Origin of the sequence: Paenibacillus algorifonticola, from assembly GCF_000971975.1 — a bacterium.
Taxonomy (GTDB): domain Bacteria; phylum Bacillota; class Bacilli; order Paenibacillales; family Paenibacillaceae; genus Pristimantibacillus; species Pristimantibacillus algorifonticola.
Genome location: NZ_KQ040779.1, coordinates 65552 through 88893, shown reverse-complemented (window position 1 = coordinate 88893; position 23342 = coordinate 65552). Strand labels below are relative to the sequence as shown.

Sequence of the window (23342 nt, the reverse complement as noted above, 5' to 3'; positions counted from 1 at the left end):
GGAAAGAGGGTCTACATGGACATTGCTATCGTCTCACCAAGTCCTAAGCCTTTTGCTATGGGTGGAATAGAAAAGTTAATGTCGGGCTTATATCACCATATTGATGAGCAGACTAATCATAGGGTTGAGCTTTTCAAAATTCCTACAGAAGAAAATGGTTTTTGGGAACTTATATGGAGCTATAAAACTTTTTATGAGTTGGATTTAAATCATTTCGACAAAATTATAACGTGTAAATACCCGGCTTGGATGGTTCAACATAAAAACCACACGATATATATGGCTCATCATTTAAGAGGATTGTTTGATACTTATCATATGTTAAATATGCCTACTGAAGTGCAGAAGTCTTCATACCCATTAGTTAATGAAATTCTGAATTATATTCAGGATAAACAGAACATGACGAATTCTTTAGTTCGTTTTTTTGAACTGTTGAACGAGCTACATAAAAATAAGGAACAGCTTCCGCAAGACTTGTTTGCTTTTCCAGGTCCTTTTATAAGAAAATTAGTTCATTTTATGGATAAGTGGGCCTTGCACCCTTTAAGAATAAAAAAATATGCATCTATCTCCGAAACCGTGAAAAAGCGGAAGGATTATTTTCCGAAAGGTGAAGATGTTCATGTTATCTATCCTCCGACTTCCTTAAGCAATTTACAATCAGGAAGTTATGATTATTTTCTCGTTGTAGGAAGGCTAGACGGAGCTAAAAGAGTAGATTTAGTCATTAATGCTATGAAAGAAGTGGATAATAACGATGCCAGACTGTTAATTGCAGGTACTGGACCTGATGAGGCGCGACTTAAAGCATTAGCAAATGGTGATAAAAGAATCGAATTTATCGGATACATTAATAATGAAAAATTAAAGTCATTGTATGCGGATGCATTAGCAATCATTTATGTACCTTATGATGAAGACTATGGGCTTGTTACCATTGAGGCGATGTTTTGTGGAAAACCAGTAATCACTTGTAAAGATTCTGGTGGTACGACTGAATTTGTTGTTGATAATAAAACGGGTCTATTAGCTGATAATAATTCGAAAGATTTAGCGAAAAAAATGAAATTGTTGGCCGATAATAAAGCTCTTGCTTTGAATTTGGGGAATGAAGCAAGAAAGCAAATACAAAAGGTTAATTGGAATAATTGTATTACTAATCTTTTGAGTGAAGTGAATTCTTCGGAAGTAAATGCTATTAAAAAAGTAATCAGTAAGAAAATGATAGTGCTTTCCACATATCCAGTATTTCCAAGAAAACATGGCGGCCAAATTAGAATCTTTAATATATATAAAAATTTATCCTCTTATTATGATGTGACAATTATTAGTCTTAATAATGAATCTAACTATTATGAAAAAAAATTCGGTGGTCTAACAGAGATTTCTGTTCCAATGAGCAGTAAACATTTAGAACAGGAATGGGAGATCGAAAGAGAAATTGGTATACCTATTACAGATATTGTAATGCAGCAACTGCTTAAATATTCTCCAGACTATGTACAGCTTGTAGAGAAATATATTAGTCAATCAGACATTTTAGTTTGTGCACAGCCCTATTTATTTAGCCTTATTAAATCATACTCTGGTCATAAAACAATCATTTATGACTCACAGAATGTAGAATATGAATTGAAAAAATCTATGTTGCCAGATAATAAGGCTGCAAAGAAGTTGCTAAACTCATTGTATGAACTTGAAAAGCAGGCTTGCTCATTAAGTGATATAGTGATCGCTTGTTCTGAAGAAGATAGAAAAAAGATAATGGAACTGTATCAAGTTTCGAATGAAAAGATGATATTGGCCGCTAATGGTGTTGATGTAGAAGAAAATGCATACGTTAATTATGAGAATAGACAAGATAATAAATTTAAACTAGATATAAATGATGAGAAAATTATAGTTTTTATCGGGAGCTGGCATAAGCCTAATTTAGAGGCTGTGGAGGAAATTATTAAATTAGCTCCGCAGTTGCCTGATTTTAAGTTTATTATTATGGGAGGGCAGTGTCTGGCATTTAAGGATATAAAGCCACCTCGAAATTTAGTTTTTGCTGGTATGGTCAGTGAAGAAATGAAAAAGCTTATATACTCTGTCGCAGATATAGCCATAAACCCTATGCTTGCAGGCTCAGGAACAAATTTGAAAATAGCCGAGTACATGGCTAATGGTGTGCCTGTAATATCGACTGCTATCGGTGCAAGAGGATACAATGTGGATAGCGGTGTTCATATAATAATAAACAATATGGCTAACATGGCCGATAGTATAAGAGAGCTCTTCAATAATAAAAAACTGATGAGTGATCTTTCTATCCGTGCAAGAGAAGTAATCGTGAAGCAATATTCGTGGGAAGTGGCATCGTTAAGTATACTAGATATTTTAAATAATGGGGGTAAAAAAGTTGTCAGTCTTACTGAGGCAGTTGAATAAGCCTGTATATTTATATTCAAGTGTCATTCTCATTTCTTTTTTTATTTTGATCTGGTCGTTACAATTATGGAAGGCTGATCTGAGTATACCATTTGTATATGCAGGAGATGGATTATTGCATGGAGAAATCATAAAAGGAATAATCAATAATGGCTGGTATTTAAATAATTATTATACAGGTGCGCCATTTGGTCAGGAATTTTATGATTTTCCTATTTCTGATGGTCTTTTCATATTGATGTATAAGTTATTATCATTATTCACAAGTAATTATGCTCTGATATTTAACTTGTTTTATTTGATAGGATTTATACTAACATCTATAACTTCATTTTTCGTTTTACGACATTTTAGTGTAGCTTATTGGCCCTCGTTATTGACAAGCGTATTATTTACTTTTACTCCTTATCATTTTCTTAGAATATATCATTTGCATTTAGCTGCATATTTTATGATTCCTTTAATTATAATGGTTATACTTTGGACTTGTGATCAGCAAAAACCTATATTTTACTCGATGAAAAATAACAAACTGAGCTTTTCTTTGAAAAACAAAAGAGCCATTATTAGTCTAATTATATGTGTACTTACAGCTTCTTCAGGTGTTTATTACGCTTTCTTTTCTTGTGTATTATTAGGTGGCAGTTTGTTAGTCGCAATAATTTCGAAATTTAGATTTAGATCCTTATTGAGTATGTTTTTACTGATACTAACTATGGCTTTCACCGTTCTATTAAATATATTGCCTACAATAATAAATAATTTTTCGAATGGCAAGAATAACGGAACAGCGGTAAGGGGATTTGCAGAGTCTGAAATATATGGGTTAAGAATATCACAATTAATAATTCCAGTAGATGATCATGGAATTGAAATTTTGAGTAAACTCATTAGTAGGTACAGTGGTTACCCAATAAGTAGTGAAGGGCATGCATACATTGGGTTAATTGCTGTAATAGGTTTGCTGTTATCTCTAGTGTATCTATATAAAAAAAATAATGAGGGACCGTTCGAGCTTATCAATCAAATTTCTCTATTAAATCTTACAGCAATATTATTTTCTACAATAGGTGGCTTTGGATCGCTTTTTTCGCTAGTTGTTACCCAGCAAATCAGAGCTTATAGTAGAATGAGTATATTTATTGCGTTTATATCCTTGTTTATTTTATCAATTTCAATTGATTTTTTTATCAAGAAATATAAAATACAATATAAAATTGTAATCCCAATAATGGTTCTATTAATGATTTTTGGAGTTATTGATCAAACTGGCTCTTCTTTTATACCACAATACGATTATAATAAAGATCAATATATTAAGGATAAAAAGTATTTTGAAACCATTGAAAGTGAATTATCTAAGGATTCTATGGTATTGCAGTTACCATATGTTCCTTTTCCTGAGAATCCTTCTGTTGTAAATATGACGGATTATGAACATTTCAAAGGATACCTTCATACCAAGAATTTGCGTTGGAGCTATGGAGCGATGAAAGGGAGAACGGCTGCTGATTGGCTGAAAGATATCTCGTCAAACGATACAGCCCAATTAATTCAGAAAGCTTCATATGCTGGATTTGAAGGGATTTATATAGATCGTTATGGATATGTGGATGGTGGGCTTCAAATAGAAAAAGAGCTTAGTGACATCTTACAACAGCAGCCCCTTGAGAGTGAGGACAAAAGAAGGAGTTTTTATAATTTAACCAGCTATAATAAACATAATAAGAGCCAATACACTGATGAAGAGTGGAGTAAAATATCATATGATACTTTACATACGGTCATAGTGGATTGGAGAAATACTTCTGTAGAAGGCACAAAGGAAAATAATTGGAGATGGTTTCCTAATGAGGCTGTATTAGATATTAATAACACAAGTGATGTAGAACAAACGATTAGTTTAGATATGTCTTTTATTTCTGGTGAGATAGAACTTTCTTCTCTTTCAATTACAAGTGATTTTTTTGAGGATAATTTAATGATCTCTTCGGAGGGAAAACAATATAAACGTAAATTAACAGTACCTCCAGGAAAACATGAAATATTGATTCAAAGTAACGCTAAAAGAATATATGCCCCGGAAGATGCGCGTTATTTAGTGTTTAGAATAGCAAATTTCAAATGGGAAAAAGATAATTGATTAATGATATGGAGTGTTGATTGATGTTTAATCAATCTATGAAGTTTGTTGTTGTGGGATTAATGAATACGTTGATTGGTTATCTTTTATTCTTTGTATGTTTGCAATTTTTCCATCTTGATTACACGCTTTCGTTAGTCATTTCTCATATATTAGGTGTTTTTAATAGTTTTATTTGGAATAAAAGGTGGACATTCAACATTCGTCATAGTTCGAAAGCTATGTTGATAAAGTTTTTATTTACCTACCTTGTAACGTTCATAATAAATTATTTATTATTATTATTATTTGTGGAAATGTTGTTGGTAAATCCAGTGTTTTCTCAATTAATCGCAATGGTTTTTACGACTGGTATTAGCTTTTTTGGACAAAAGTATTGGAGCTTTAAAGAAAAGGTATCGGAGAGTGAATTGAAATGATGGCGATTGGCAGCTTGGTAGAATCGAGAAATGGTAAGAAAGCAATTATTACAGGAATATCTTCAGATGGTTATAATGTAATTGAGCTAATGAAAGGTATAGTGGCAGATAGTACTAGTCAATTAATGATCGAGACCCAAGTTAACAATGAGAGTTACTTGTGTGATGTAACTAGAACTTTTGTATACTCCATCGCTGACGTTCGCCTGATCGAGGTGTTATCTAAAGAAACATTTGAAAAAGTAATGAGGCTGGAAATATTGTCTAAGGTAGGGCAATTTTATCACCTGTTTCATGAAAAAAAGCAAGAGTTTGTGCCTGAACAATCGGCCCTTGCTTATGGGGGACGCGTATATAGTGAATTAGAAATGAAGAGTCTAGTAGATTCATCGCTAGATTTTTGGTTAACGGCTGGAAGATTTAATAAGCAATTTGAGAAAGAGTTTGCTGAGTTTATAGGTGTTCGCTATGCTTTATTAACAAACTCGGGGTCATCAGCCAACTTGCTGGCATTCTCAACTTTAACTTCTCCAAAGCTTGGTGATCGAAGAGTTATGCCAGGTGATGAAGTTATTACAGTAGCAGCAGGATTCCCTACAACGGTAACGCCTATCGTCCAGAATGGAGCGGTACCAGTATTTATTGATGTGGATCTGGGTACATACAATATTTTAGCTGAACGAATTGAAGACGCTATTACACCAAAAACAAAAGCAATTATGATCGCACATACTATGGGAAACCCGTTTAATTTGGAGAAAGTGATGGAGGTTGCAAAAAAATATAACCTATGGGTTATTGAAGACAATTGTGACGCTCTTGGTTCTAAATATAATGGAAAACTTACTGGTACCTTTGGACACATAGCTACATCCAGCTTCTATCCTCCGCACCATATGACGATGGGTGAAGGTGGAGCTGTTTATACAAATGATCCTAAACTAAAGATGATTATTGAATCTTTTAGAGATTGGGGAAGAGATTGCTGGTGTCCTTCCGGTTGTGATGATACTTGTAAAAAAAGATTTGGCTGGCAGCTAGGTACGTTGCCTGAAGGATATGATCATAAATACACATATTCTCATATCGGCTATAACTTGAGAGTAACAGATATGCAGGCAGCGGTCGGCGTTGAACAACTAAAAAAAGTTCCTGATTTTACACAGGCAAGAATAAGTAATTTTAATAGATTACATGCAGGGTTGCAGGATTTGGAGCAATATTTTATTCTTCCTAAAGCAACTGAAAATGCCGATCCTAGCTGGTTTGGATTTATACTCACCATAAAAGATGGTGTTAGCTTTAAGAAAAATGAAATTGTGAATTTCTTAGAGTCTAATAAAATTCAAACCAGAATGCTATTTGCTGGAAATTTAACAAGACAGCCTGCTTTTGAAGGGGTTAATTATCGAATTCATGGAGACCTTACAAATACGGATAAAATATTACAGGATACGTTTCTAGTTGGGGTCTATCCTGGCTTAACGGAACAAATGATTGATTATGTAATAGAAAAAATACATGAGTTTGTAAGTCAGAATAGCTAATAGAAACTAATTCAAACAACACATACGGAGGTAAGACATGAAGGTAGTTATTCTTGCTGGAGGTTTTGGAACCCGAATAAGTGAAGAATCCCATCTAAGGCCCAAACCAATGATTGAAATTGGTGAGAGACCGATTTTGTGGCATATTATGAAGATATATTCCTCGTATGGTTATAATGATTTTGTTATTTGTCTCGGTTATAAGGGATACTATATTAAAGAATATTTTGCTCATTACTTTTTGCATGAATCAGATGTTACTTTTGATTTTACTGATGATAACCAAGCAATTATTCATCATCATTCTGCAGAGCCTTGGAAGGTAACATTGGTGAATACAGGATTAAATACTCTCACAGGTGGACGAGTAAAAAGGATTAGCCCATATATTAGAAACGAACCTTTTATGTTGACATATGGAGACGGTGTATCGGATATTAACATCAAGGAGTTAGTATCGTTTCATCAAGCAAGTGGTAAATTGGCCACCGTTACCTCTATTCAACCAAGCGGAAGATTTGGAGCTCTTGAGCTAGGTGATAATAATGAAGTAAAGGGATTCCAGGAGAAACCTAAAGGTGACGGAGCATGGATAAATGCGGGTTTTTTTGTAATGCAACCAGAGGTATTAAACTTTATTGAGGGAGATAGTACAATTCTTGAAAAAGAGCCTCTTGAAAAATTAGCCTCCCAAAATGAGTTAATTGCCTATAAGCATGATGGCTTTTGGCAGCCTATGGACACTTTAAGAGATAAAAATTATCTGGAGCAGCTGTGGTCAAATGGAGATGCTCCATGGAAAAATTGGGGTTAGAACGATGAATAATCATTTTTGGCATAATAAAAAGGTTTTTATTACTGGTCATACTGGTTTTAAAGGTTCTTGGTTAGTGATGACTCTTGCTAAGTTAGGTGCCAAAATAACTGGATACTCATTAGCCCCTAACACATCACCTAATTTATACAGCTTATGCAAGGTAGAAGAATTGTTAGAAAAGTCGTATATAGCTGATATACGTGATCAGAAACAAATTGAATCCGCTATTGAAGAAAGTTGTCCAGATATCATATTTCATATGGCTGCTCAACCATTAGTTAGAGAATCGTATCTCGCACCTAGAGAAACTTTTGAAGTTAATATTATGGGAACGATAAATATTCTTGAAGCTGCGAGAAAAGTTAAAAATCTAAAAGCTTTAATAAATATTACGACCGATAAAGTATATGATAATAAGGAATGGCATTGGGGATACAGGGAGAATGAACCTTTGGGAGGACATGATCCTTATTCTAGTAGTAAAGCATGCTCGGAATTAGTAACGCAAGCCTATCGAAATTCTTTTTTTGAAGTTAATGATGGAGTTAATAATCTTGCTCTAGCTTCTGTTAGAGCTGGTAATGTGATAGGAGGCGGTGATTGGGCAAAAGATCGTTTGATACCCGATTGTCTGACTTCTCTATTAAGTAATAAAGAAATTATTGTGCGGAATCCAAGCTCTGTAAGACCATGGCAGCATGTGTTGGAGCCGCTAAGCGGTTATATGATGCTAGCAGAAAAGCTATATCTCGAAGGAGCTAAATATGCTTCTGCTTGGAATTTTGGCCCCGCTGATACGGATGCTAAGCCAGTGGATTGGATTGTAAAGAAGTTATGTGAAACATGGGGGTCAGATGCCAAGTATGTCATTAATGATTCGCAGCAACCACATGAGGCAACTTATTTAAAGCTGGATTGCTCTAAAGCAAACACAGAATTAAATTGGAATAGTAAATGGAATATTCAGAGCACTCTAATAAAGATTGTAGAATGGACAAAAGCATATGAGAATAATAGCGATATGAGAGAAATGACTTACAATCAAATTGAAGAATATTTTAGTATGTAACTTTGGAAAGAGGATGAAGAAAATGGAGAATGCGCTGAAACGAAAAATAAAACAAGGCCAACCTGTTTTAGGACTTTGGAATACCATTCCTTCTCCAATACTAGTAGAGATACTGGGTTTTTCCGGTTTTGATTTTCAGATTTTAGATATGGAGCATGGCGTTTTTGATATGGGTTCCCTAGATGCATGCATTAGAGCATGTGAATCTACTGGATGCGCTCCTATAGTGAGGGTACCCGGCATCATGCAGAGCGTTATACAAAACGCGCTTGATCTGGGGGCTCATGGTATTATAGTTCCTCAAGTTGCAGGATATGATAGTGCCTGCCAAGCTGTGGAATATATGAAGTTTGCTCCAGAAGGCTCAAGAGGCTATAATCCGTTTATCCGCGCAGCGAAATATGCTAACCCTAGAACAAACACTGGCGGTAAGCTTTCTAATGAATTTGGGTTAACATCTATTATTATTGAGAATAAAAAATCATACGATGAGTTAGAAAAAGTTCTATTAATAGATAATTTGGATTTAATTTACTTAGGTATTTATGATATGTCTCTTGCTTTAGGATGTAATGGGGATGTCTCTCACCCAGAGGTTACCAGATTTTTAGAAGACTCAATCAAGCAAATTAAATCATCAGGCAAGGCCATAGGTATGATGGTGAAAAGTAAGAATGAAATAGAATATGCTTTTAATTTAGGAGCTAATGTAGTCGTTTATGGAGTAGATTCCAACCTGATTTATCAGATGGGCTCTAATATTGTTAAAGAATTTAATGAGGTTAGTAAGTTAATCTAAAGGATGGAGGAAAGACTATGAAAATTCGTGTGTCTGATTATATTGCAAATTATATCGAAAGTATGGGAATTAAATCAGCCTTCATGTTATCTGGCGGAGGAATGATGCATCTTATTGATGCTCTAGGACAATTAACCCAGGTGAAATATTATTGTAATCATCATGAACAAGCTTCTGCAATGGCAGCTGAAGGATATGCTAGACAAACGAATCAACTTGGAGTTTGCTATGCAACCAGTGGTCCTGGAGCGACCAATATTGTAACGGGTTTAACAGGTGCGTGGCTTGATTCTGCGCCTGTTTTATTTATAACGGGGCAAAGTAATTTATTGCAAACAGTAAGAGGCACACAAATTTCTGGATTAAGACAATATGGTACGTTTGAAGTTGATATAGTAGCTATTACTGAACCTATTACCAAATATTCTGTGTTTGTAACCGACCCCAAGTCCATAAGGTTCCATTTGGAAAAAGCCGTTTTCTTGGCTACTACTGGAAGACCAGGACCGGTTCTAATTGATATACCGTTGAATATTCAAGGTGCATTGATTGATACGGAAGAGTTAGAAGGTTATACACCAGAACTAGAGAATAACTACAAAGTTAATGCTCAAGAAATAGAAGATGTCATTGAGCTTTTGAAGAAGGCTGAACGTCCAATTCTACTTGCAGGACATGGAATCAGGGCTGCAGGTTGCATAAATGACTTTAGAGATTTTGTCCACAAACTTAATATACCGGTAGTAACTACCCAGCTTGGAAAAGATGTTTTGCCATATGTTTCTGACTTATTTGTAGGTCATCCAGGTGTTAAAGGTGATCGTGCAGGGAACTTGTGTGTGCAAAATGCGGATTTGATTTTGGTATTAGGAAGTAGCTTACATGCTCAGACAACAGGCTATGATGTTGAGCATTTTGCACCTCATGCCATAAAGATTCAAATTGAATTAGACAAAGCGGTATTGGAAAGAGAGAATGTTGGAGTTAATATAAAAATAAATAGTGATATAAAAACATTTATTGAGTTAATGAATAAACATGAGAAACTTTCATTAAATATTGATGGTTGGAAGGATGCTTGCATTAATTGGAAGACCAAATATGCAGTATTTAATGAACCTCATATTATAGATGATGGTCCAGTAAACTTTTATGAGTTTGCAGAAGTATTGAGTAATGAATTAGTAGGAAATGAGACAATTGTAACTGATGCTGGTTCAGCTTTTTATGTCATGGGACAAGGATTGAAAATCAAGGAGAATCAACGATACATTGTTTCTGGTGGGTTGGGCGCCATGGGGTATGCTCTCCCGGCAAGCCTTGGCATTGCAACTGCTGATTCTGATTTGAATGTTATATGTGTAACAGGAGACGGCTCTTTGCAAACAAATATTCAAGAGCTGCAAACTATGAAACATTATCAACTCAATGTAAAACTGTTTGTTTTAAATAATGATGGTTATGTATCGATTCGTAATACACAAAACGCTTATTTTTCAGGTCATTATGTTGGTACAAGTATCGATTCTGGCGTTTCTATTCCGGATCTTGATAAAATAGCAAATGCCTATGGCATTCCTTATATTGCATGTGAAAATAGATATGGATTAAAAGATGCGATTAATCAAGCTCTTGCAATAGAGGGGCCAGTGATTTGTGGGATTACATCACAGCCTAATCAGCTCATAATACCTACGGTATCTTCGGCTAAGCTAGATGATGGCAGGATGGTTTCAAAACCAATACATGACATGTTTCCTTTTTTGGATCCAGAAGAATTGAAAAAAAATATGTTTGCTAGTTCATAAATACTCACTATGGAGATATGTGATGAAAAAAATTAGAGTTGCTATTTTAGGAAGTGGAAATATAGGCACCGATTTATTGATCAAAATTCAAAGATCAAAATATCTTGAATGTAGTCTTTTTATTGGTAGAAACTTTGATTCCCCTGGAATGATTAAGGCTAGAGGTTTAGGAGTGCAAACATCCGATAGAAGTATTCAGGCAATAATTGATAATCCAGATGTATGTGATATTGTTTTTGATGCAACTTCTGCCGCTGATCATAAAGTGCATGCTCCAATATTGAAAGAATTAGAAAAAAAAGTAATTGACATGACGCCAGCTAAAATTGGAGAAATGTGTATTCCTGCAGTGAATCTACATGAGTGCCTGGATTATGATAATGTGAATATGGTTACATGTGGAGGACAAGCTTCGATCCCATTAGCGTATGCCATTGGATTAATACATGATAATGTTGATTATATTGAAGTCGTTTCAAGTATTTCTTCTAAAAGTGCAGGAGCAGCTACACGAATTAATTTAGACGAATATATTGAAACAACAGAAAATGCACTTTCGTTTTTCTCCGGATGTGAAAAAACAAAAACTATTTTGAATTTGAATCCGGCACATCCATGTATTGATATGCAGACTACTGTTTTTGCATTAGTACAAAAGCCAGATATAGAAAGACTTCGTGCAAAAGTAGATGAAATAGTGGAACAAATACAAAATTATGTCCCTGGTTACCAATTACTTATACCTCCTACAATTGAAAATGATAGATTGGTGATAATGGTAAAGGTTCAAGGAGCCGGAGATTATCTCCCATCCTACGCTGGAAATCTGGATATTATTAATTGTGCAGGTATAGCTATGGCAGAAGAGTATGCTAAAAAATATTTTTTATAACATAGGAGGAAATTATGCCTTCTCGTATTTTAATCAGTGATCCAACATTAAGAGACGGTTCTCATGCAATAAAACATCAGTTGAAAAAAGAAGATATTGCCCTTTACTCAAAACTTGCTGAGGAAGCCCAGGTTCCAATTTTAGAAATTGGCCATGGCAATGGGTTAGGAGCATCATCATTACAATTAGGTACAAGTTTAATATCAGACATTGAAATGATAGAAGAATCCAAGAAGCATCTCAAGAACACGAAATTAGGAATACATGTTATTCCGGGTTTTGCAACTATTAAGAGAGATCTTAATTCTGCAATTGATGCAGGGGTGGATGTAATTAGAGTAGCTTCTCATTGTACAGAGGCTGATATAACAAAGCGGCATATTGAGTATGCACGTAATAGAGAAAAAGAAGTTTATGGCGTTCTGATGATGTCGCATATGGCTCCTGCTTCTATTTTAGTAGAAGAGGCTCTGAAAATGAAAAGTTATGGGGCTCAGGGGATAATTATTATGGATTCAGCGGGAGCATATTTACCTGCTAATGTTAGAGAGAAGATAAGAACGCTTGTTCATAGCTTAAATATGCCAATTGGATTTCATGCTCATAACAATCTAGGTATGGCAATTGCTAATTCTATTGCAGCAGTAGAAGAAGGCGCAGTAATCGTTGATGCAACAATTCGCGGATTTGGCGCAGGAGCAGGAAATGCACAACTGGAAATTCTAGTAGCTGTATTACAACAGATGGGTTACGAAACAGATGTCGATTTATATAAACTTTTGGATGCAGCTGACATAGTTGAAAAATCCTTCGTAACAATACCTTATGTTACTTCTTCAAGTATTGTAAGTGGAATGGCGGGCGTTTTTTCTGGATTTTCAAAACCTGTGGAAAGAATTGCGAAGGAATACAATTTAGATCCAAAGGATATATTTTTTGAGCTTGGGAAAAGAAGAGTGGTTGCAGGGCAAGAAGATCTCATATTGGAAGTAGCGGTAAATCTATCCCAATTACGATAAATAGGTGAGGAGAACTAAGATGAAGAAAGTAGCTATATTAGGTTCAACAGGGCATATTGCTAAAAATATTATTTACGGGCTTTCTACAAAAAATTATCAATTATTTTTATTCGCTAGAAATACGGAAGCTGTAAAAAGTTTTATGACTACAGAGATAAGCTCAAGTGAAAATAGCTCTATTCATTCTTTTTCTGAGTTTAGTGATCACAAATATGATGTAGTCATTAATTGTGTAGGAATTGGTGATCCAGGAAAGCTTAGAAGAGCTGGAGGATCGATTTTTAAATTGACTGAGGAGTTTGATAATTTAATTCTGGATTATTTAGAATTAAATAAAGAAACATTATATATAAATTTAAGTAGTGGTGTTGCCTATGGTTCGAACTTTAATACACCAGCAGATCAAAATAAGAATGCATTAATTAATATTAATAATATATCATCAACAGATTACTACACGATTTCAAAAATTAATACTGAAACAAAGCACAGAGCTTTTAGTCAATTTAATATTATCGATTTAAGAGTATTTGGATTTTTTAGCAGATTCATTGACCTGAAAACACCTTATTTTCTAAGTGACATTGTCAATTGTGTCAAATCCGGTAGTGCATTTATTACAGGAAATAGTGATATGGTTAGGGATTACATAGATCCTAAAGATTTTCTTAATATTATTGAAAAATGTATCCAGGCTAAAGATATAAATGACGTTTTTGATGTGTATAGCCTTGAGCCAATAAGCAAATTTGAAATGATTAGTTTTTTTGAAAAACATTATAATTTAAAGGTTTCAATCGAAGATAATAAAGTATTAACTTCTGTTACGGGGATAAAGTCGAATTATTATTCTTTAAACAAACGGGCAGAGATTTTAGGATATAAACCGGAGTTTCGTTCAATAGACTCCATAAATAATGAGTTAAAAGAAATACTGAAAAATTAACTTGGAGGTGAATCCAACTGAAGTTTATTAGTATTGTAACTCCGTGCTACAATGAGGAAGCTAATGTAGAAGAGGTTTATGAACAAGTAAAAAATATATTTGAAACATTAAATGGATATGTTTATGAACATATCTTTATTGACAATGCATCAAAGGATAAGACGCTTGATTTGCTCAGATCCATAGCTCAAAAAGATCCTAATGTCAAAGTTATAGCTAATGCAAGAAATTTTGGGCATATTCGCTCACCTTACCATGCTCTTCTACAAGCAAGAGGGCATGCAGCAATTCTATTAGTCGCAGATCTTCAAGATCCTCCAAGAATGATTAGAGATTTTATTGAAAAATGGGAAGAGGGTTTCAAAATTGTTCTTGGAGTGAAATCACAAAGCGAAGAATCAGCACTTATGTTTGGTATTCGCAAGATGTATTATAATTTCATTAATAAAGTTTCCGAAATTGAGCTTACGAAAAATAATACAGGCTTTGGATTATATGATGCACGTGTTATTGAAATATTAAGAGGAATTGATGACCCTTATCCCTACTTCAGAGGATTAATTTCTGATATTGGTTTTGAGAGCTACAAAATAGAATATGTACAACCTTCAAGAAAGCGGGGAGTAACTGCTAATAATTTTTATACGTTGTATGATATTGCTATGTTGGGGATAACAAACCATTCTAAAATTCCTCTGAGATTGGCGGCGATGGTTGGATTTGTTATGTCAGCATTCAGTTTTATAGTAGCAGTTGTATATTTTTTAGCTAAGCTTCTCTTTTGGAATTATTTTTCCGTTGGAACTGCTCCTCTTGTTATCGGATTATTTTTATTCAGTTCAGTTCAGTTGTTTTTTATCGGAATAATTGGTGAATATATTGGTTCTATTCATACCCAGGTACTGAAAAGGCCCCATGTTGTTGAAAAAGAGAGAATTAATTTTGATAAGTTTCCTGAAAATCTTAGCTCAGTTACGCCAAAGACTGATAATAAAAAAATTTATTATTCTGCTTGATTTAAATATAAATTAAACAATATGTGAAATTCGAATGGAGAAGCAGGTATGAAAGGAATAATTTTAGCTGGTGGCACAGGATCACGGTTGTTTCCTTTAACTAAAGTGACCAATAAGCATCTCCTTCCTGTTGGGAAATATCCTATGATATTTCATTCTATTGCCAAGCTCAAAGAGTCCGGTATTACTGATATTCTCATTGTTACTGGTAAAGAACATATGGGTGATGTTGTTAGTTTAATAGGAAGCGGACAGGAATTTGGTTTATCATTTACTTATAAAGTTCAGGATGAAGCAGGAGGGATTGCTCAAGCCTTAGGTATGGCCGAAAATTTTGCAAATCAGGAGCGCATGGTAGTATTGCTTGGGGATAACATATTTGAAAATCAAATAGTAAATTTTGTCGAGAGTTACAGACAGCAAGTAGAAGGGGCCAAAATTCTAATACAAGAGGTTTATGACCCTCAACGTTACGGTGTGCCTGAGTTGTCAGAGGGGAAAATTGTTTCAATAGAAGAGAAGCCACAAGCGCCTAAGAGCAATTATGCAGTTACAGGGATATATATGTATGATAGCCGAGTATTTAATATAATTCGATCTTTAAAACCTTCTAATCGTGGCGAGTTAGAGATAACAGATGTTAACAATGCGTATATTGCCTCGCAAGAGTTGACTTATGATGTATTGCATGGTTGGTGGACAGATGCTGGCACTCATGATTCTTATCATAGGGCAAATGAACTTTCCAAATTTGTTGTTTATGGTGATGAATTTGGAAAGTTCAAATTTTAAGTTAGTCTAGACTAGATATTCCTATCCTTAAAACCAACAAACTTAAATCCCATTCCAAGATTTCGATTATCTGAGTTATTAAGATGTTCTGAGGGAGACCAAAGAAAGTCAACTATAAATGTTAATTCAACTACTCCTGATTCTATATGATCGACTGGAAATTTTTCATGTTTCCAGTCAGGATTTAAAAAAGATAGTTTTCCTAGGAGTTTTTGATTTATGAATATATCACAACTGTAATTTCCAGGGAAAGTACTTAGCGCTTCAATTTATAAGAAATTTGCATATTGCTGCTTTTTGATTTTTAAAGTCGCTTTACTGGATGACATCCAACGATGTTGTTCTTCTTCATCATGCCATTCGTTTAGTGAAACTATGCTTTTATACGCACTATGGTTATTTAAATACACCGATTCAGGAATATCTTCTTGTATAAATTTTTTGTTCAGTACTAGGATTTCATATACTTGTGTTGCTGGCAACGGAAAAAATCTATTGGTGCGTCTAATAGAATCTAATATATGAATACCACAATCAATATTAACGTTCGGAACGATTGACAGTATTCTATCGAGATGTCTCATTTCACTCTGACCTATGTAGAAATTACGGCCGTCATAGTCAAGACCACGGGTATAACCACCTTGAGATGCAACAGGCTCACTCTCTTTATTCAAACTTAAATTTAATGACTCACAATAATGAATTTTATTTTCAATCATTACTACACTATGAGGAAGCTGTAAGTTATCATAATGTACTTTAATAAGTTGTTTTGATTGTAAATCATATTCTGAAATAACGCCATCAAATAGCCCATCTCTATTTCGCCAGCCCCAGTTAATGAAAACATGGATACAAATATGCTATCATTTGATATATAAATATCGTTAATATGATTTTGGTCGTCTGAAAATGGTGAAATCTTAATCTCATCGATTCTTTTGAACGGATTTGTTTGATAGATTCCAAGTGCATTTACTGCTGTTTCGACAACATATAATATCTGATTAGGTCCAAGCTTCATTCCATGCAAATCAAGGGAAGGGACATCGTAGTTATTAACAATATTAAGGCGTTCGTTAAGCTTAAGTATGCCGTGTGAATTAGTAGCTAAAAAGAAACCATCGCGGCATTCCACTATTCCCCCGACAATCTGCTTCAAGTATTTTACTTATATGCTTTAAAGAGAAATCGATTAAAAACAAGCCACCTGGAGAACTTGGATCTTTCGGACAGCTTACTAGAAGCTTGTTTTGCAATTCTTGAAAGTTAGAAAAAGGATTCATATATAGTGGCATTATATAAGACTCCTTACCCTATGAGGAACCAGCAACTCCAGAAATCGTAATAGAAACAGATACTACAGCTATAAATGATGCAGCGAAGAAAATTGTGGAAAATTTAAATGAAAAGGGTTACTGTTTTAGTTAGCTCAAGTTCGAGACAGATGACCATAAGGAAAAGTTAGATTAGCGATACAAATCTCATAACACACATCGCATGTCTGGTATTAACATATACATACATGTATAGCTTGAAGAAATAGAAGCTGGTAAGCAGTATGATTTTACTAATAACAGTTGTGTGGCAAAACTTTAGTAAGTTAAAATGTAAGCGGTGGTGATAGTGATGAGAGTAATTGATGCTGAGCTTTTAGGATTGAAACTGCTCGAACCTGAAGTTTTTGAGGATCATCGGGGTTTTTTTGTTGAAAGTTATAATGCTAATTCTTTGCAAAATCACAGTATACAAACAATTTTCATTCAGGATAATCACTCCCTATCCGTTGATGCTGGTGTGATTCGTGGGCTTCACTACCAGCTAAATCCGAACGCTCAAACGAAGTTGGTACGAGTAACAGCAGGGGCCATTTACGACGTAGTTGTCGATATTCGCAAAGGCTCACCTACTTTTGGTCATTGGCAGGGCTTCATATTAAGCGCTGCTAACAAGCGTCAGCTTCTAGTTCCGCAAGGATTCGCCCATGGTTTCTGTACAATCGTGCCTAATAGCGAAGTACAATACAAAGTAGATGCCCTTTATACTCCTGAACATGACAGAGGCATAGCCTGGAATGATCCGGCACTTGGAATCGATTGGCCTACCTCCGCGCCGATTCTTTCTGACAAGGACGGCAAGCATCCTGTTCTTGCCGATGCGGAAATTAACTTTGTATACAAAGGGTGAGCTTAACTCGTGAAATTATTAATCACCGGAGGGGCCGGTTTTATTGGCAGCAATTTTGTGCTTTATATGATCAATAAATATCCTGACTATCACATTATTAATGTTGATGCGCTAACTTACGCAGGCAATTTAGAAAATTTGCGCAGTATTGAGCAGCATCCGAACTATACATTCGTGAAGGCGGATATTACGGATAAGTCCGCGCTTGAGCCGCTGTTTGCAGCTGGTATAGATGCCGTGCTGAACTTTGCAGCGGAGTCGCATGTGGACCGGAGTATCTTACATCCGGAAATTTTTGTGCAGACGAATATTTTGGGTACCCAGACGCTGCTCGACTTGTCTAAGCAGTACCAGATTTCTAAATTCGTTCAAGTGTCCACTGATGAAGTATATGGTACGCTCGGTGCAACTGGCCTCTTCACAGAAGAAACACCACTTGCTCCAAATAGTCCTTATTCGGCGAGTAAAGCTGGTGCAGATTTGCTTGTAAGAGCTTATCACGAAACGTTTGGCCTGCCGGTTAATATTACGCGCTGCTCTAATAACTATGGACCATACCAATTTCCGGAGAAGCTTATTCCGCTAATGATACAGAATGCATTGCAGGATAAGCAGCTTCCAGTTTATGGCGATGGTCTTAATGTTCGCGATTGGCTTTATGTCGAAGATCATTGCAGTGCCATAGATTTGGTATTGCACAAAGGACGCAATGGCGAGGTTTATAACGTTGGAGGCAACAATGAGCGTGACAATCTTCATGTTGTAAAAACGATTTTGCAAGAGCTGAGCAAGCCAGAGTCACTTATTACTTATGTACAAGATCGACTCGGTCATGATCGCCGATATGCCATTGATGCGGATAAAATTCGCAAGGAGCTGGGCTGGCAGCCACAGTTCGCCTATGAGAGCGGGATTAAAGCGACGATTCAGTGGTACTTAAACAACAAGGAATGGATGGAGCAGGTCGTTTCAGGCTCTTACCAGCAATATTACGATACGCAGTATAAGGATCGATTGGGTGATCAAGCATGATCAACGAGCAACCCAGGAAGTGGCAGCGAATTGTTGTTACGGGGGCGGGAGGGCAATTGGGCGCAGAACTGGCGCATTTGCCTAAGGCTGAGGGAATAGAGATTATCGCCCTTAGCCGCTCTGAACTGGATGTTACAGACAGTGAGCAATGTCGTGCCGTACTAGCGCAGCATCACCCTGACGCAATCATTCACTGCGGTGCTTATACAGCTGTTGATAAAGCCGAATCCGAGCCGGATGAGGCTTTTCGCGTGAATGGAGCAGGTACTCGCAATCTTGCAGTTGCCGCTCAGGAGGCGGGCATTAAGCTTTGCTACATCAGCACGGATTATGTTTTCGATGGTAAAAGTGCTGTGCCTTATAATGAATATGACAATACGAATCCGCAAACGGTATACGGCAAATCCAAGCTGGCGGGCGAATATGCGGTACAAACGATGCATAATCGTTTTTTTATCGTCAGAACTTCTTGGGTATTTGGCAAGTACGGAAATAACTTCATCAAGACGATGCTGAAAATGGGTACGGAGCGTGAACGCTTGAAGGTCGTCTCGGATCAGCTAGGTTCGCCAACGTATACGTACGATTTGGCCCTTTTTTTAGTAGAGCTTGTACAGACAGAAAACTATGGTATTTATCATGCTTCTAATACGGGAGTTTGTTCTTGGCATGAATTTGCTCAGGCGATATTTGAGGAGAGCGGGATTAAGATTCAGGTAGATCCCTGTACAACCGATGAGTTTCCTCGTCCCGCTCCTCGACCAGCGTATTCTGTCATGGATCACAGCGCCATCCGCAGCAATAATTTACAGCAGCTGCGTCCATGGAGGGAAGCGCTGCAACATTATTTAAAAGATAGTGAGTGATGAGTTGTAATGGCTACAGCAAGCGTCTGTATCGTGACCTACAATAGCGCTTCAGATATTGAAGCGTGCTTACATGCAGTTCTGCGTCAGACTTTGCGGCCAGAGCAGGTTATTGTTATTGATAATGCTTCCAATGATGGAACGCAAGCGATTGTGCAGCGTTATGCCGCAAACGAAGGCTTGAAAGGCAATATTCTTTTTATATCCAATGTCATAAACAATGGATTTGCTGGCGGGCAAAATCAGGCTATTGCGCAAACCGACGCCGATTACGTTTTGGTTCTTAATCCCGATGTGACGCTCAGGCAGGATTATTTGGCGGAGTTGGTAGCTTTCATGGAAAGCAATCCGCAAGTCGGCAGTGTGACGGGGAAGCTAGTATTCGGCTCCGATCCTTCTAAGATGGACAGTGCAGGACTTGGCATGCGCCGCACGCGTCAAGCCTATGATTTGGCTACTGATGAGCCAGCCGCGAATTGGAGCAAACCGCTGGAAGTATTCGGCGTCTCCGGAGCAGCGGCAGTGTATCGCATGGCTATGATTCGTGATATTCAAATCGACGGACAGTTTTTTGATGAGGACTATTTTGCCTATAAAGAGGATGTAGACGTGGCGTGGCGGGCGCAGAAGCTAGGCTGGAAAGCCAGTTATATACCTTCGGCAGATGCGCTGCATCACCGAGGATGGAAGCAGGGAGGACGCCGTTCTGTCCCGCTGTTCATCCGCAGGCATTCGTATCAGAACCGGTGGTTCACGCTTATTAAAAATGAGCCAATCAGCTGGCAGCTGCTCTGGTTGATTCCCTTGCTGACTTTCGTGGAAGCTGCGAAGCTTGCTTATATTCTGCTTAGAGAACCAGGGCTGCTTGGCTCTTGGCCAGTTATTTTCAAGATGCTGCCTGCTATGCTGCGAAAGCGCAAGCAGGTCAATCGCAAGATGAAGGAAAAGCGTAGTTAATTAGTCATTTAATGAGAACCTCAATGTGGAAACATATGGGGTTCTTTTTGCATCCTTATTTTGATACAATACTACTAGAGTCGAAATCTGATAGAATGTGGGTGAATTTGCATTTATGATCCGGCAAAACCAGAGGATATTGTCCCAGTTATATATGCTTGCGGATCTGTTATGTACGTTAATCGTATTTCTTGCCGCCTACTGGCTTAAATTTTATAGTGACTGGTTGTCCTATGTGAATTCTGTTCCTTTCTCCACCTATTTGGTTTGGGGAACCGTTTATTCTTTTTCAGCTGTCGTGGTCGGTTTTTATTTGCAGTTTTATTCGCCCAAGCGGCGCAAAAATTATTCCTACGAAGTATTGAAGATTATTCAGATCCAGACGATCAGCTTCCTGTTCTTGCTCAGCTTGTTTTACTTCACAGGTGAAGTTCATATTTCCCGGGAATTACTTTTGATTTTTTTCCTGATGAATATTGCAGCCATAGCTCTCTATCGTTATATCGTAAAATCAATGCTTTTCTCCTTCCGTCGCCGCGGCTATAATAAGCGCTATGTGCTAATTGTCGGGGCAGGATCGGTGGGACGCAGTTTCTATCACAATTTGCAGAAGCGTCCGGAGCTTGGATATGAAGCGGTTGGTTTTCTTGACGATTATCAAGGAGAGCATGCGGAGGAACACCAGTTCATGCAGCCGATCATCGGCAAGCTGGATGATCTTGAAGCAAAGCTGAATGAGCTTACGATTGACGAGGTTATTATAGCACTGCCGCTCGAAGCGCATAAGAAATATGCGCAGATCATTGAGACTTGCGAGAAGACAGGTGTGAAGACGCTAATTATCCCTGATTTTTTCGATTTATTGCCTGCTAGGCCGTTTTTTGATAATTTTGCCGGTATTCCGCTCATAAATGTGCGGGATGTTCCGCTGGATGAGCTAAGCAATCGTGTGCTGAAGCGTGGCTTTGATATTATTTTTTCGCTTATTGCTATCCTTATTACATCACCTATTATGTTGGCGACGGTTATCGGCATCAAGCTGACCTCGCCTGGACCGGTTCTGTTTAAGCAGGAGCGGATGGGTTTGAACCGCAAAAATTTCTTTATGTATAAATTTCGCTCGATGCGGGTGTCGACTGGCGAAGTGTCCAATACCCAGTGGACGGTGGAAAATGATCCGCGCCGTACGAAGTTTGGCAGCTTCCTGCGCCGCACGAGCCTTGACGAGCTGCCGCAGTTTTTTAATGTGCTGTTCGGACATATGAGCGTTGTCGGGCCGCGCCCGGAGCGTCCATATTTTGTTAGTCAGTTCAAGGAAGAGATTCCGAAATATATGATCAAGCATCAGATTCGTCCCGGCATTACCGGCTGGGCACAGACGAATGGGCTGCGCGGTGATACTTCAATTGAGGATCGAATCGTACATGATTTATTTTATATTGAAAACTGGACTTTTATTTTGGATTTGAAAATCATCGTAATGACGATTGTGAGAGGGTTTGTCAATAAAAATGCTTACTGACCGCAGTACAAATGTGAAGGTTTCGGTAATAATTCCTACATTAAACGCAGGATTGGAGTTCGTTGAGCTTATTCAAAGGCTTCAGAAACAAACGCTGCAGCCCTGCGAAATTATCGTGATGGACTCCACCTCAGAGGATGGTACGCCTGAGCGGGCGCGTCAGTTGGGCACGCGTGTGCTGTCGGTGCTGCGCAGTGAGTTTGACCATGGCGGAACGCGCAATACGGCGGCTGCCCAAGCAAAAGGCGATTTTTTCGTGTTTATGACGCAGGATGCGCTGCCCTATGATGAACAGCTGCTTGAAAAGCTTATTCAGCCGCTGCTTGATGATCCAAGTACCGCCTGCTCCTACGCAAGGCAAATACCGTATCCCCATGCAGGTATATTGGAACGGCTGGCGAGAGCATCTAATTATCCGCCTGAGCCGCGATTGAAATCTAAAGCGGATATCGACCAAATGGGCATTCAAACGTTTATTTGCTCAAATGTATGCGCGGCCTATCGCAGAGAAACCTTTTATGAGATGGGCAGCTTTGCAGCCCCGGTTATTTTTAATGAGGATATGTTTATGGCGGCAACGTGTGTTATGAACGGATACAGCATTGCCTATGCTGCAGAAGCGGGCGTGTATCATTCTCATGATTATACGCTCATGCAGCAGTTCAGGCGTTTTTTTGACAATGGGGTATCGATGTGCCGCAATGAATGGATTATTCCGTACAGCAAAGTGGGCAAGCCCGGCTTTAAGCTGGTCAAAACCCAGCTCAAATGCTTGCTGAAGGAGCATCGTTATCATTTGATTCCTGTGCTTTTTGCGGAATCGGCAGCGAAGCTTATCGGCTATAAGCTGGGCATAAAACATAAGCGTCTTCCGGAGTTTTTGTGCAGGTATTTCAGCATGCATAAGCTGATTTGGGACCGAATGCATCGCGTGAACGATGCGTCGGCCCCTATGAAACGTACAGGCTAGCCTGATTAGCAGGAAAAGATGTTTTCTAATCATGGATGAAGCAACTTATGGCAGTAGCGACGATACTTAGTAAAGCTCCCAGCATGCAGCATTGAAAAGCAA

Annotated in this window: 21 protein-coding genes; 19 read left to right on the top strand and 2 right to left on the bottom strand. The window is 37.5% G+C overall.

The features are described from left to right. The first annotated feature begins 15 nt into the window (after positions 1-15). The 13 genes from WH37_RS01900 to WH37_RS01840 are packed head-to-tail and all read left to right on the top strand — an operon-like array spanning position 16 to position 15703. Positions 16-2436, top strand: coding sequence for a glycosyltransferase family 4 protein (locus WH37_RS01900; RefSeq protein WP_046228870.1), 2421 nt, complete (start codon positions 16-18; stop codon positions 2434-2436). Continuing rightward, positions 2408-4579, top strand: coding sequence for a DUF6311 domain-containing protein (locus WH37_RS01895; RefSeq protein ID WP_046228869.1), 2172 nt, complete (start codon positions 2408-2410; stop codon positions 4577-4579). Before WH37_RS01900 ends, WH37_RS01895 begins: the two co-directional genes overlap by 29 nt. A 23-nt stretch (positions 4580-4602) precedes the next feature. Then, positions 4603-4998, top strand: coding sequence for a GtrA family protein (locus WH37_RS01890; protein ID WP_046228868.1), 396 nt, complete (start codon positions 4603-4605; stop codon positions 4996-4998). Then, the gene (gene rfbH / locus WH37_RS01885) at positions 4995-6545 is read left to right on the top strand and encodes a lipopolysaccharide biosynthesis protein RfbH (protein ID WP_197091331.1); all 1551 of its coding nucleotides are present in this window, start codon (positions 4995-4997) and stop codon (positions 6543-6545) included. Before WH37_RS01890 ends, rfbH begins: the two co-directional genes overlap by 4 nt. Positions 6546-6582: 37 nt before the next feature. Further along, positions 6583-7359, top strand: a complete 777-nt coding sequence (rfbF, locus tag WH37_RS01880; RefSeq protein WP_046228867.1) for a glucose-1-phosphate cytidylyltransferase — start codon at positions 6583-6585, stop codon at positions 7357-7359. A 4-nt stretch (positions 7360-7363) separates the two neighbouring features. Continuing rightward, complete coding sequence (gene rfbG / locus WH37_RS01875; protein WP_046228992.1) at positions 7364-8431, top strand: CDP-glucose 4,6-dehydratase; 1068 nt, start codon at positions 7364-7366, stop codon at positions 8429-8431. A 22-nt stretch (positions 8432-8453) separates the two neighbouring features. Continuing rightward, positions 8454-9230, top strand: a complete 777-nt coding sequence (locus WH37_RS01870) for an HpcH/HpaI aldolase family protein (protein WP_052736745.1) — start codon at positions 8454-8456, stop codon at positions 9228-9230. A gap of 17 nt (positions 9231-9247) precedes the next feature. Then, on the top strand, positions 9248-11038 hold the full coding sequence (locus tag WH37_RS01865; protein ID WP_046228866.1) for a thiamine pyrophosphate-binding protein: 1791 nt from the start codon (positions 9248-9250) through the stop codon (positions 11036-11038). 22 nt (positions 11039-11060) lie between these two features. Next, on the top strand, positions 11061-11930 hold the full coding sequence (locus tag WH37_RS01860; protein WP_046228865.1) for an acetaldehyde dehydrogenase (acetylating): 870 nt from the start codon (positions 11061-11063) through the stop codon (positions 11928-11930). Positions 11931-11944: 14 nt separating this feature from the next. Beyond that, positions 11945-12949 (top strand): 4-hydroxy-2-oxovalerate aldolase, encoded by a 1005-nt coding sequence (gene dmpG, locus WH37_RS01855; protein WP_046228864.1) that lies wholly within the window; start codon positions 11945-11947, stop codon positions 12947-12949. Positions 12950-12968: 19 nt separating this feature from the next. Then, entirely contained in the window at positions 12969-13895 is a 927-nt protein-coding gene (locus tag WH37_RS01850) for an NAD-dependent epimerase/dehydratase family protein (protein ID WP_046228863.1), read from the top strand. Positions 13896-13906: 11 nt separating this feature from the next. After that, positions 13907-14911: a glycosyltransferase gene (locus WH37_RS01845; RefSeq protein WP_331458010.1), complete on the top strand. Its 1005-nt coding sequence runs from the start codon at positions 13907-13909 to the stop codon at positions 14909-14911. A gap of 48 nt (positions 14912-14959) precedes the next feature. Further along, positions 14960-15703, top strand: a complete 744-nt coding sequence (locus WH37_RS01840; protein WP_046228861.1) for a sugar phosphate nucleotidyltransferase — start codon at positions 14960-14962, stop codon at positions 15701-15703. A 269-nt stretch (positions 15704-15972) separates the two neighbouring features. Here the strand turns inward: WH37_RS01840 and WH37_RS01835 are convergent, their stop codons facing one another. Together WH37_RS01835 and WH37_RS01830 are read right to left on the bottom strand one after the other, a co-directional pair. After that, positions 15973-16425, bottom strand: a complete 453-nt coding sequence (locus WH37_RS01835) for a hypothetical protein (RefSeq protein WP_046228860.1) — start codon at positions 16423-16425, stop codon at positions 15973-15975. A gap of 2 nt (positions 16426-16427) precedes the next feature. Continuing rightward, positions 16428-16868, bottom strand: coding sequence for a hypothetical protein (locus WH37_RS01830; RefSeq protein WP_046228859.1), 441 nt, complete (start codon positions 16866-16868; stop codon positions 16428-16430). Positions 16869-17335: 467 nt separating this feature from the next. Between WH37_RS01830 and rfbC the strand changes: the two genes are divergently transcribed. The 6 genes from rfbC to WH37_RS01800 all read left to right on the top strand — a co-directional run bounded on the left by rfbC (position 17336) and on the right by WH37_RS01800 (position 23240). Further along, entirely contained in the window at positions 17336-17893 is a 558-nt protein-coding gene (rfbC, locus tag WH37_RS01825) for a dTDP-4-dehydrorhamnose 3,5-epimerase (protein ID WP_046228858.1), read from the top strand. A 9-nt stretch (positions 17894-17902) separates the two neighbouring features. Further along, positions 17903-18925 (top strand): dTDP-glucose 4,6-dehydratase, encoded by a 1023-nt coding sequence (rfbB, locus tag WH37_RS01820; RefSeq protein WP_046228857.1) that lies wholly within the window; start codon positions 17903-17905, stop codon positions 18923-18925. Next, positions 18922-19791: a dTDP-4-dehydrorhamnose reductase gene (rfbD, locus tag WH37_RS01815; RefSeq protein WP_046228856.1), complete on the top strand. Its 870-nt coding sequence runs from the start codon at positions 18922-18924 to the stop codon at positions 19789-19791. Before rfbB ends, rfbD begins: the two co-directional genes overlap by 4 nt. A 9-nt stretch (positions 19792-19800) precedes the next feature. Then, entirely contained in the window at positions 19801-20748 is a 948-nt protein-coding gene (locus WH37_RS01810; protein ID WP_046228855.1) for a glycosyltransferase family 2 protein, read from the top strand. A gap of 115 nt (positions 20749-20863) precedes the next feature. Further along, positions 20864-22270 carry an undecaprenyl-phosphate glucose phosphotransferase gene (locus WH37_RS01805; protein ID WP_046228854.1) on the top strand — a complete coding sequence of 469 codons (1407 nt, stop codon included), beginning with the start codon at positions 20864-20866 and terminating at the stop codon, positions 22268-22270. Continuing rightward, on the top strand, positions 22260-23240 hold the full coding sequence (locus WH37_RS01800; protein ID WP_052736744.1) for a glycosyltransferase family 2 protein: 981 nt from the start codon (positions 22260-22262) through the stop codon (positions 23238-23240). The genes WH37_RS01805 and WH37_RS01800 overlap by 11 nt, the downstream gene beginning before the upstream one ends. Positions 23241-23342 lie beyond the last annotated feature (102 nt).

What these genes read in the sequence shown, in the direction of transcription:
- rfbC (WP_046228858.1), top strand. Translation starts at nt 17,336, where the DNA reads ATGAGAGTAATTGATGCTGAGCTTTTAGGATTGAAACTGCTCGAACCT.
- WH37_RS01805 (WP_046228854.1), top strand. Translation starts at nt 20,864, where the DNA reads ATGATCCGGCAAAACCAGAGGATATTGTCCCAGTTATATATGCTTGCG.
- WH37_RS01810 (WP_046228855.1), top strand. Translation starts at nt 19,801, where the DNA reads ATGGCTACAGCAAGCGTCTGTATCGTGACCTACAATAGCGCTTCAGAT.
- rfbH (WP_197091331.1), top strand. Translation starts at nt 4,995, where the DNA reads ATGATGGCGATTGGCAGCTTGGTAGAATCGAGAAATGGTAAGAAAGCA.
- WH37_RS01870 (WP_052736745.1), top strand. Translation starts at nt 8,454, where the DNA reads ATGGAGAATGCGCTGAAACGAAAAATAAAACAAGGCCAACCTGTTTTA.
- rfbD (WP_046228856.1), top strand. Translation starts at nt 18,922, where the DNA reads ATGATCAACGAGCAACCCAGGAAGTGGCAGCGAATTGTTGTTACGGGG.
- dmpG (WP_046228864.1), top strand. Translation starts at nt 11,945, where the DNA reads ATGCCTTCTCGTATTTTAATCAGTGATCCAACATTAAGAGACGGTTCT.
- WH37_RS01850 (WP_046228863.1), top strand. Translation starts at nt 12,969, where the DNA reads ATGAAGAAAGTAGCTATATTAGGTTCAACAGGGCATATTGCTAAAAAT.
- WH37_RS01835 (WP_046228860.1), bottom strand. Translation starts at nt 16,425, where the DNA reads ATGATTGAAAATAAAATTCATTATTGTGAGTCATTAAATTTAAGTTTG.
- WH37_RS01890 (WP_046228868.1), top strand. Translation starts at nt 4,603, where the DNA reads ATGTTTAATCAATCTATGAAGTTTGTTGTTGTGGGATTAATGAATACG.
- WH37_RS01865 (WP_046228866.1), top strand. Translation starts at nt 9,248, where the DNA reads ATGAAAATTCGTGTGTCTGATTATATTGCAAATTATATCGAAAGTATG.
- WH37_RS01860 (WP_046228865.1), top strand. Translation starts at nt 11,061, where the DNA reads ATGAAAAAAATTAGAGTTGCTATTTTAGGAAGTGGAAATATAGGCACC.
- WH37_RS01800 (WP_052736744.1), top strand. Translation starts at nt 22,260, where the DNA reads ATGCTTACTGACCGCAGTACAAATGTGAAGGTTTCGGTAATAATTCCT.
- WH37_RS01900 (WP_046228870.1), top strand. Translation starts at nt 16, where the DNA reads ATGGACATTGCTATCGTCTCACCAAGTCCTAAGCCTTTTGCTATGGGT.
- rfbG (WP_046228992.1), top strand. Translation starts at nt 7,364, where the DNA reads ATGAATAATCATTTTTGGCATAATAAAAAGGTTTTTATTACTGGTCAT.
- WH37_RS01840 (WP_046228861.1), top strand. Translation starts at nt 14,960, where the DNA reads ATGAAAGGAATAATTTTAGCTGGTGGCACAGGATCACGGTTGTTTCCT.
- rfbF (WP_046228867.1), top strand. Translation starts at nt 6,583, where the DNA reads ATGAAGGTAGTTATTCTTGCTGGAGGTTTTGGAACCCGAATAAGTGAA.